Source organism: Acidimicrobiales bacterium, assembly GCA_036273495.1.
GTDB lineage: Bacteria > Actinomycetota > Acidimicrobiia > Acidimicrobiales > JAJPHE01 > DASSEU01.
In genome coordinates, this window is record DASUHN010000059.1 from 1 (window position 1) to 9,744 (window position 9,744).

Sequence of the window (9,744 nt, forward strand, 5' to 3'; positions counted from 1 at the left end):
TCCCCCACTCCCGGGAGACCCTCCAGAAGATCTCCTCGGAGGCCGGCCTGTCCGACGGGGAGATCTACAAACTGGCCCGGGGCAACGCCATCAAGGCCTTCGGGCTGGCGCGCTTCGGGATCACCAGCTGAGCGCGCCGAACGGTCGTAGATGGACCGAGCGGGCGCTGGGAATGGCTGGTACCATCGCCAACGCTCCCCGGACGAGGTTTCCGGAGCGCTCAATCATCGGCCAGCCGCACTACCTGAACAGGGGGAAGGTTTCGTGCATCGCTTGAGGTGGTGGTTCCGCGGATTTACCGCCGTTTTGGCACTCGGGCTCCTGGCTGCCGCATGCAGCAGCAGCCGCAGCTCTGGCAACGCCTCCGCCGGCAACACGACGACGACGGCGTCGTCCTCCTCGTCTTCGTCGAAGACGTTCGGGACCCTGGCCTCCCCGTGCGGATCGGGCAGCGCCAAGGGCGCGACCGAGCAGGGCGTCACCGACACGGCCATCCACATCGGCTTCGGGGACGACCGCGGCTTTTCCCAGTCACCCGGTCTCGACCAGGAGATGGGTGACGCCGTCAAGGCCATGGTCAAGTGGTGCAACGACCAGGGGGGCATCCTGGGCCGCCAGATCGTCGGTGACTTCTACGACGCCGCCATCACCCAGGTGAACACGGTCATGCAGCAGGCCTGCAAGACCGACTTCATGCTGGTCGGCGAGGGCTGGGCCCTCGACGAGGCCGCCGAGGCCACCCGGCTGGGCTGCAACCTGGCCGCCGTCCCCGGGTTCACCGTCGGACCGGACGTGGCCAATGCGCCCGAGATGTACCAGGCCGTCCCCAACCCCGTCGACTACCTGCCCGCCTCCCCGTACTACGAGGCGACCCAGCTGTTCCCGGACGCGGTGACGAAGTTCGACTTCATCCACACCACGCTCACGTCGGCCACCGAGGTCTCCTACAACAAGGACGAGGAGGCGGCCCTGGCGGCGGGCTGGAAGCTGGCCAACTGCGGCGTCACCATCAACTACAACGGGGAGCCGAACTACCAGCCGTTCGCCCAGAAGTACGTGAACTGCGGCGTGAAGCTCATCTACAACAACCTGGGTCCCGGTCCTGTCCTGTTCGGCATGCTCCAGGCCATCAACCAGGTCGGGGTCAAGCCGATCTACATCATGGAGACCAACGACTACACCACCCAGATGTCGGCGTGGAACACCTCGGGGATCGGCAACCAGATCTACGTCCGGGACGCCTTCGTTCCCATCGAGGAGGCCGGCAAGGTCAAGGCGGTGCAGGACTACCTGAACGCCGTCAGCGCCACCGGTGGCAAGACCAGCCAGCTCGGCCAGCAGGCGGCCTCCTCGTTCCTCCTGTGGGCCACCGAGGCCAAGGCGTGCGGTTCCAACCTCACCCGGCAGTGCATGATCAACAACCTGTCCAAGGTGCACAACTGGACGGGCGGGGGCCTGCACGCCCCTGCCGATCCGGGGAACAACGTGCCCCCGCAGTGCGGGATGCTCCTCAAGCTCACCGGGACCGCCTTCTCGCAGTTCTTCCCGAAGACCATCGGGCAGTTCGACTGCAGCTCGAAGTACCTGTTCAAGATCAGCCAGAAGAACTGGGGCACGACGCTCAACTCTCAGCGACTGGCCACCAAGTTCCTCTCGGCGAGCCTGATCACCCCGAAGTCCTAGTGTCGTGAAGGGGGCGGCGCTTCGGCGCCGCCCCCTTTTCTGCCGGGAGAGCTCCGTTGCACCTGTTCATCACCTACACCATCTTCGGGCTCGTCCTCGGGGGGGTCTACGGGATCGCGGCCTCGGGCCTGGTCCTCACCTACAACACCTCCGGAATCTTCAACTTCGCCCACGGTGCCGAGGCCATGCTCGGCGCCTTCATCTACTGGGAGTTCCGCTTCAACCTCCACTGGCCGGCGCCCCTGGCGCTGCTCGTGGTCCTGGGCGGGTTCGGCCCCCTGATGGGCTGGTTGCTCTACGTGCTGATCATGCGCGGCCTCAGGGACACCGCCGAGGTCACCAAGGTGATCGTCACCGTGGCGCTGATGCTCGGCATGCTCTACCTCTCGGACTGGATCTGGAACCCGCTCATCCCGCGCACGATCGTCCAGTTCTTCGGTCCCACCAGCAATGCCCACATATTCGGGGCCATCGTGCCGATCCACCAGATCATCGCCCTGGCGGTGGCCGTGGCCATCGCGGTCGGGCTCCGGGTGTTCTTCTACCGGACCCGGATCGGCGTGGTCATGCGCGGGGCCGTCGACGATCCCGGTCTGCTCCAGCTCAACGGGCACAACCCGGACCGCGCCGCCGCCCTCTCCTGGGCCCTGGGCTCGTTCCTGGCCGTGCTGGCGGGGATCCTCATCACGCCGGTCAGCGGGGGGAACCTGGAGGCCAACGCCCTGACCCTCCTGGTCCTCGACGCCATCGCCGCCGCCGTGTTCGGCCGCCTGCGCAGCGTTCCCCGCACCTTCATCGGAGCGATGGTGCTGGGACTGGCCAACAACTACGTGCTGGCCTACTTCCCGTCGTCGTGGTCCTGGACCAGCGACTTCCGGGTGTCCCTGCCCATGATCGTGCTCTTCGCCGTGCTGGTGGTGCTTCCCCAGGACCGCCTCCGAGGAGCCACCGTCCTGCGGACGCGGGAACGGTTCCGGGTGCCGAGCGTCCGCACGGCGGTGATCGCCGCGGTGACCTTCGTGTTCGTGGTGGTCCTGCTCCGCCAGCTGATGGTCGACTCCGACGTGACGACCTTCACCATCGGGCTGACCTTCTCCATCGTGGCCCTGTCGCTCACTCTGCTCACCGGCTACGCCGGGGAGATGAACCTGGCCGCCGTCTCCTTCGGGGCCATCGGGACCATGATCGTGTTCCACAACGGCATCACCGGGCACGGACTGGCGTCGCGGACCACCGTGCAGTGGGTCGTGGTGGGCACCCTGATAACGGCCCTCGTCGGCGCCGTCGTGTCCCTGCCCGCCCTGCGACTTCGGGGCCTGTACCTCGGTCTGGCCACCCTGGCCTTCGGGGTGTTCCTGACCGACATGGTGCTGATGGACGTCAACCCCCACCAGCTGCCGCTCCTGCACACCAGGTTCTCGCTGTTCAGCGCCGGCGCCGGGATCGGCAGCCTGGTGATGCCCCCGCTCAAGATCGGGCCTCTGGACCTGGCCGACGGGACCAGCTTCCTGGTGACGGTCGCCGTCGTGTTCGCCGTGCTCGGCGTCGGCTTGGTGGCCCTGCGCAACAGCAGCTACGGCCGCCGGCTGACGGCCATGAAGGACAGCCCGGCGGCGTCCGCCACCCTGGGCCAGAACCTGCTCAAGCTCAAGGTGAGCGTGTTCACGCTGTCGGCCGCCATAGCGGGGCTCGGGGGGATCCTGATGTCGACCGCCCTGGGCTCGGTCACGTCCGGCAACTACGACATCTTCCTCAGCCTGTCGCTGATCATGCTCACGGTCGTGGCCGGGATCGGCTACGTGAGCGGGGCCCTGTTCGGGGGGCTGCTCTCGGGCGTCGGGTTCGGCCTGGTCGTGGCGACCTTCAACAACCTGGCCAACAACCACGTCAGCCTGCACGGCCTGTGGGCCACCATCGCCCACGTGGCGGCGGTGCTGCCCGCCCTGATCGGGATCGGGGTCGGCATGAACCCGACGGGCTCGGTCCACCAGGTCGTCGACAGCTACCGGACGCTGCGGGACAACCGGCCCGTGCTCGTGGGGGGCGCGGTCGTGGAGGCCGTGCTCTACGTCCTGGCCGTCGTGGGCGCCATCGGCAACTGGTGGTTTGCCGTGCTGACCTCGGTGCTCGTGATGGTCCTGCCGCTCGTGGGCCAGTACACCAGTCCGGTCGCGGTGCGGGAACGGGCCGCCGAGGTGCCCCTGGAGCTGACCGGGATCGACACGCCCTACACCGACGAGCTGCGCTCGCAGCTCGACCACGCCCTGGGCATCGACGACGTGGCCCGGGTCGACCGGCGGCGGGCCGTGGGGCGGGAGGGAGCGGGCGGCCCGGAGGCCGGTGCGGCCCCGGCCCCGCCCGTGCTCGAGGGAGCCGGCGATGCCGGCGCTTGACGTCAGCGACATCACCGTCCGGTTCGGCGGGACCGTGGCCCTCGACGGGGTGCGCATCGCCGTCGAGCCCGGCACCGTGACCGGCCTCATCGGGCCCAACGGGGCGGGCAAGACCACCCTGTTCAACGTGATCACCGGCCTGCTGTCGCCCAGCGCCGGCACCGTGACCCTCCACGACCGCGACGTCACCGCCCTGGCCCCGAGCCGCCGGGCCCGGATGGGCCTGGCCCGCACGTTCCAGCGCCTGGAGCTGTTCACGTCCCTCTCGGTGCGGGACAACATCCGGGTGGCGGGCGACATCCGCAACGCATGGGGCCGCGGCCACCGCATCAACGTGGCCCAGGAGGCGGAGCGGGTGATCGAGCTCACCGGGCTCGGGGACGTGGCCGAGCGGGACGTGTCGGACATTCCGACAGGGCGGGCGCGCGTCGTCGAGGTGGCCCGGGCTCTCATGACCCACCCGTCGGTCCTCCTGCTCGACGAGCCGGCGGCGGGCCAGACCGAGCCGGAGACCGAGGCGTTCGGCCAGATGCTCCACCGCCTGGCGGGGGACGGGCTCGGCGTGTGCCTGGTCGAGCACGACATGGCGCTGGTCATGCAGGTCTGCGCCACCATCCACGTGCTCGACTACGGCAAGGAGCTGGCGGTCGGGTCCCCGGACCAGGTGCGCAACGATCCCGCCGTCATCGCCGCCTACCTCGGGGCGCCGGCATGACCGCGACCACGACCAACGGCGCCGCCCCGGACCTCCAGGACGACCTGGTCCTCGAGCTGGCCGGCGTGCACGCCGGCTACGGGTCGATCGAGGTCCTCCACGGCGTCGACCTGCAGGTCCCGAAGGGGGCGGTCGTGGCCCTGCTCGGGCCCAACGGCGGCGGCAAGTCGACCACCCTGCGGGTGTGCTGCGGCCTGCTCCCGGTCACGTCGGGGGAGCTGCGTTTGGCCGGCCGGGTGGCCAACGGGGCCCCGGCCCACGAGCTGGCCCGGCTCGGGGTGTGCACCGTGCCCGAGGGCCGGGGCATCTTCCCCAACCTCACCGTGCGCGAGAACCTGTGGCTGGCCACGGGCACGGGGGTGCCGAGACAGGTGCTGGAGGAGGCCGCCTTCGCCCGCTTCGCCCGCCTGGCGGAGCGTCGCGACCAGCTGGCGGGAACGCTGTCGGGCGGGGAGCAGCAGATGCTGGCCATCTCCCGCGCCCTCGGCACCGATCCGGTGCTGTTGATCCTCGACGAGCTGTCGATGGGCCTGGCCCCGCTCCTGGTCAACACCCTCTACGAGACCGTCGGGGAGCTGGCCGCCGCCGGGATCTCGATCCTCGTGGCCGAGCAGTTCGCCCAGGCGGTCCTGCCGATCGCCCAGCACGCGGCCATCATGTTGCACGGCCAGATAGTCCGGGTCGGTGATCCGGCCAGCATCGAGCAAGAGCTCTCCTCCGCGTACCTAGGTGGGTGAAATGGCGACCGACGAGAAGATCGAGCAGTTCCGGGCCGAAGTAGCGGACCTGCGCCTCAGGGCCGGAGGCCAGCGCCGCGACACGGCGCTGCTGGTCATCGGCGCCCTCCTGATGATCGGGGGCCTGGTGGCCGCCCTCATCACCTACGAGGCCTCACTGCACCAGAGCAGCGCCCTCAACATCGGCTCGGAGCAGATCCTGGCCCTGTCGATGGTGGCCCTGACGGTCATCGGCGCCGCCCTGTTCGTCTTCGCCTCGCTGGCCCGCTTCCTCCGCTTCTGGATGCTGCGCCAGCTCTACGAGGGCCAGGCCCACGTCGACGACCTGGTGGAGCGGCTGGGCCGTTAGGACCCCGGCCGTCAGGGGATCTTCGGGAGCACCTGCTCGGCGTAGAGGTGCAGGCTCTCCCAGCCCTTGTCGATCGGCATGCCGCCGCACATCGGGTGCAGGTTGAACGCCGCCCCCTGGCCCTGGTGCTGCCCCTCGGCCACGCACTCCTCGGGGCTCAGGATCCGGTAGATCCCCTCGGCCCGGAGGTCGTCGACCGTCTTGGCGTGGGAGTGCACGGCGGAGTGGATGTCGGCGGTCTGCCAGCCGGCGTAGGTCTGGGCCTCGTGGAGGAAGTGGTGGCCGATCTCCGCCCACGCCTTGTCGGGGTCGGTGGCCACGTGGGTCATGGCGGTCTGCTCTCCCGGCATCAGGCAGAAGCCCGTGGTCCCGTGCTCGGCGCACTGGGCGTTGTAGTAGGCCTCCAGCTCGGGCAGGTGGGCGGCCGGGAAGAACGGCAGCCCGAAGCGGGCGGCCCGCCGGGCCGACGCCTGTGAGGTGCCGCCGACGAAGACCATGGGGTGGGGCTGGGTGGCGGGCCGGGGCGTGACCCGGACCGTGGTCCCGCGGTACTCGAAGGGCTCACCGGTCCAGGCCTTGAGCAGGGTGTCCACCACCTCGTCCATCAGCTTGCCCCGGCGGGACCACTCCTTCCCGTGGGCGGCGTACTCCGACGGGCGGTAGCCGACGCCCAGCACGACCATGAGCCGGCCCGGCGCCACCAGGTCGAGCACGGCTATGTCCTCGGCTATCCGCAGCGGGTCGTGCAGCGGGGCCAGGAGGGCCATGATCGTGGCGTTCACCCTGGTGGTGCGGGCCAGGGCCATGCCCGCCAGCAGGAGCGGGGTCGGGCTCCAGCCGTTCTCGGCCCCGTGGTGCTCCTCGAACTGGACGGCGGTGAACCCGTTCTGGTCGGCGAAGGTCGCCATGTCGAGGAAGGCCTTGTGCATCTCGGAGTGGACCTTGGGGTCCAGGCCGGGCAGGACCAGGTTGAAACGGAGGGTGGACATGGCCATCGGCGCGTCTCCTTGGTGGGTCCCGGACGGGAGGGACTACCTTCCCGGGCGGAGAACTTAGGCCTTCGGCGGGGGACACGGGAGGCCCGGGATGCGACGATCGACATCCACCAGGAGGTACCCACGGACATGACCGCCACCCCGACCGCCCGGACCACCCGGACCCGCCGGGCCGCCAAGGAGGCCCCGGAGCCCGCCGACGTGATCCTCGAGGTCGACGCCGTCGATTTCTCCTACGGCCGGCTGCAGGTCCTCTTCGGGGTGTCGCTGCGCCTGCACCGCGGCGAGTGCCTGGCGCTCCTCGGCACCAACGGGGCCGGCAAGTCGACGCTCCTGCGGGTCGTGTCCGGCCTGGAGCGGCCCAGCACGGGACGGGTGGTGCTCGACGGCGCCGACGTGACCGGGATGCCCGCCGAGCAGCTGGTCGGGCGGGGCCTGGCGCTGGTGACCGGCGGCCGGGCCGTCTTCTCCGACATGACCGTGGCCGAGAACCTCGAGATCCAGGCCCTGACCGTGCGGAAGCGCCGGGACTGGGTGAAGGAGCGCCGGGCCCGGGTGCTCGACACCTTCCCCCGCCTCGGCGAGCGCCTGTCCCAGCAGGCCGGGAGCCTCTCGGGCGGGGAGCAGCAGCAGCTGGCCCTGGCCAAGGCCCTGCTGCTCGATCCGCTCGTGCTATGCATCGACGAGCTCTCCCTGGGGCTGGCGCCGGTCGTGGTGGAGCAGCTCCTCGAGACCGTCCGCAAGATCAACGAGGGCGGCACGTCGGTCGTGCTGGTCGAGCAGAGCCTCAACATCGCGGCCGAGGTGTGCGGCCGGGCGATGTTCATGGAGAAGGGGGAGATCCGCTTCGAGGGCCGCACCGCCGAACTGCTCGAGCGCGACGACATCGTGCGCGCCGTCTTCCTCGGCGGCTCCACGAGCTGACCGGTCAGCCGCCCGGCTGCCACCCCGGGACCAGCCCGAGCTCCCGGCACTTCTCCTGGGCCTCGACCCACGTCCCCGTCAGCCCCCGGCCCTCGGCGGTGGTGACCAGCCACGCCGCCACCGCCCCGACCACGTCGGCGGGCGCGGCCTGGCTGGCGTCGAAGCCGAACTCCGCCATGTCCGCCGCCATGCGCTCGGTGGCGACGAAGCCGGGGTGGAGGTTGTAGGCGAAGATCCCCCGCGGGCCGAGCTCGAGGTGGAGGATGCCGGCCAGGCGGTGCATGGCGCCCTTGGACATGCCGTAGCCCAGGCCCCATCCCCCCTGTCCGGCCGGGCCGGGCGGATCGGAGTTGCCCGCCGACGAGGTCACGTTGACGACATGGCCCTCGCCCCGTTCGAGCATCTGGGGCAGCACCAGCCGGGCGAGGACGATCGGCGCCAGCACGTTGGCCTCGAGGTGCCGCTCGTGGAGTTCGATCGGTGTGTCGAGGAACAGGTCCATGTGGCCGGGGCCGATGTAGCGGCCGTTGTTGACCAGCACGTCGATCCGGCCCCACCGCTCGAGCACGGTGGCGACGGCGGCGCCGAGCGAAGCCCGGTCGAGGAGGTCGAGGAAGACCGGCAGGGCCCGGGTCCCCTCCGCCTCCACCAGGGCGGCGGTGGCGGCCAGCGACCCGGGCAGCGGCTTGGTGTTGGACGCCTTGATCGTCGAGGAGTGCTCCCGGGCCTCTCCTTCCTGCACGGTGCGGGCGCCGAGCGCCACGTCGAGGCCGGCGCGGGCCATGTGCACCGCCACCGCCTTGCCGATGCCCCGGCTGGCGCCGGTGACGAGAGCAACCTTCCGATCGGCCATGACCCCTCCTCGTGCGGACCCGGAGTGCATACCATCGGTTGATGGGCGCCGCCACGCGAGAGGTCCTCTGGTCGGCGGGCCTGGCTCCCGCTCCCCTGGCCGATCGGATCGCGGCCGCGGCGGCCAACGGCTACCGGATCCTCTCGATCACCCCCGCCGACCACGACCAGGCGCGCGCCGCCGGCCTGGACCCGGCCGAGGTGGCGGCCCGGGCCGCCGACGCCGGGGTGGAGCTCGCCATCCTCGACGGGCTGATCGAGTGGTACCCCCACGAGCCGCCCAAACGTCCGCTCGGCTCCGCCATGGTCGGCGTCGACGACGTCCTGCACGCCGGCGAGGCCTTCGGGACCACTTCCCTCTGCGCCCTGGCCCCCTATCCCACGAGCATCCCCCTCGAGGAGATGGCGGGCCACTTCGCCGCGCTGTGCGACCGGGCCGCCGGTCAGGGCTGGCGGGTCCACTTCGAGTTCACCCCGCGCTCGCCGGTGTCCGACGTCGCCACCGCCGCCGAGCTGGTGCGGCTGGCGGACCGGCCCAACGGCGGCATCCTGTTCGACACCTGGCACTTCTTCCGCGTCGACGGGGACCTCGGCGCGCTGCGCCACGTCCCGGGCCAACGGATCTTCTCGGTCCAGGTCTCCGACGGCGCGGCCGACTTCCAGGAGGGTCTCCTGGCGGACACGTTCCGCCACCGCCGCCTGCCCGGGACCGGCGTGTTCGACCTCGTCGGCCTCCTGGGCGTCCTCGACGACATCGGGGGCCTGCGCCTGGTCGGGCCCGAGGTCCTCTCGGTCGAGCTGTTCTCCGTCCCGGTGGCCGAGGCGGCCCGGCGGGGCGCCGAGAGCCTCGACGCCGTCCTGGCCCGGCTGGGGTAGCCACCCCCGGCGGATGCCAGGATGCAGCCATGCGCCTGGCCACCGTTCGCACCCCTGACGGCACGAGGGCGGCGCGCATCGACGGCAGCACCGCCTTCCTCCTGCCCTTCGCCGGCGTGGGTGACCTGCTCGCGTCCGGGCCCGACTGGGCCGATCGTGCCGTCGGTGGCACGGCGGCCGGATCCGTGGCCGAGCTCGACCTGGCGCCGGTGGTCCCGGC

10 protein-coding genes are annotated in these 9,744 nt (G+C 70.8%); 8 read left to right on the forward strand and 2 right to left on the reverse strand.

All coding sequences use genetic code 11. The features are described from left to right. The first annotated feature begins 306 nt into the window (after positions 1-306). Genes VFW24_02350 through VFW24_02370 form a run of 5 tightly spaced genes read left to right on the forward strand, consistent with a single transcriptional unit; the run spans position 307 to position 5,877 of the window. The gene (locus tag VFW24_02350) at positions 307-1,683 is read left to right on the forward strand and encodes an ABC transporter substrate-binding protein (GenBank protein HEX5265587.1); all 1,377 of its coding nucleotides are present in this window, start codon (positions 307-309) and stop codon (positions 1,681-1,683) included. A 56-nt stretch (positions 1,684-1,739) separates the two neighbouring features. Further along, positions 1,740-4,076 carry an ABC transporter permease gene (locus VFW24_02355; protein HEX5265588.1) on the forward strand — a complete coding sequence of 779 codons (2,337 nt, stop codon included), beginning with the start codon at positions 1,740-1,742 and terminating at the stop codon, positions 4,074-4,076. Next, positions 4,063-4,791 carry an ABC transporter ATP-binding protein gene (locus VFW24_02360; GenBank protein HEX5265589.1) on the forward strand — a complete coding sequence of 243 codons (729 nt, stop codon included), beginning with the start codon at positions 4,063-4,065 and terminating at the stop codon, positions 4,789-4,791. Before VFW24_02355 ends, VFW24_02360 begins: the two co-directional genes overlap by 14 nt. Further along, positions 4,788-5,528, forward strand: coding sequence for an ABC transporter ATP-binding protein (locus VFW24_02365; protein ID HEX5265590.1), 741 nt, complete (start codon positions 4,788-4,790; stop codon positions 5,526-5,528). Before VFW24_02360 ends, VFW24_02365 begins: the two co-directional genes overlap by 4 nt. Position 5,529: 1 nt before the next feature. Beyond that, positions 5,530-5,877 (forward strand): hypothetical protein, encoded by a 348-nt coding sequence (locus tag VFW24_02370; GenBank protein HEX5265591.1) that lies wholly within the window; start codon positions 5,530-5,532, stop codon positions 5,875-5,877. An 11-nt stretch (positions 5,878-5,888) separates the two neighbouring features. Here the strand turns inward: VFW24_02370 and VFW24_02375 are convergent, their stop codons facing one another. Beyond that, complete coding sequence (locus VFW24_02375; protein HEX5265592.1) at positions 5,889-6,872, reverse strand: LLM class flavin-dependent oxidoreductase; 984 nt, start codon at positions 6,870-6,872, stop codon at positions 5,889-5,891. A 129-nt stretch (positions 6,873-7,001) separates the two neighbouring features. Between VFW24_02375 and VFW24_02380 the strand changes: the two genes are divergently transcribed. Beyond that, positions 7,002-7,796: an ABC transporter ATP-binding protein gene (locus tag VFW24_02380; protein HEX5265593.1), complete on the forward strand. Its 795-nt coding sequence runs from the start codon at positions 7,002-7,004 to the stop codon at positions 7,794-7,796. Positions 7,797-7,800: 4 nt separating this feature from the next. On the opposite strand, the gene VFW24_02385 is transcribed toward VFW24_02380, so the two are convergent. Then, on the reverse strand, positions 7,801-8,649 hold the full coding sequence (locus VFW24_02385; protein HEX5265594.1) for an SDR family oxidoreductase: 849 nt from the start codon (positions 8,647-8,649) through the stop codon (positions 7,801-7,803). Between the two features lie 41 nt (positions 8,650-8,690). On the opposite strand from VFW24_02385, the gene VFW24_02390 reads away from it, so the two are divergent. Next, on the forward strand, positions 8,691-9,524 hold the full coding sequence (locus VFW24_02390) for a sugar phosphate isomerase/epimerase (protein HEX5265595.1): 834 nt from the start codon (positions 8,691-8,693) through the stop codon (positions 9,522-9,524). Positions 9,525-9,553: 29 nt separating this feature from the next. After that, a partial coding sequence (locus tag VFW24_02395; protein ID HEX5265596.1) for a hypothetical protein occupies positions 9,554-9,744 on the forward strand: 191 nt, incomplete at its 3' end.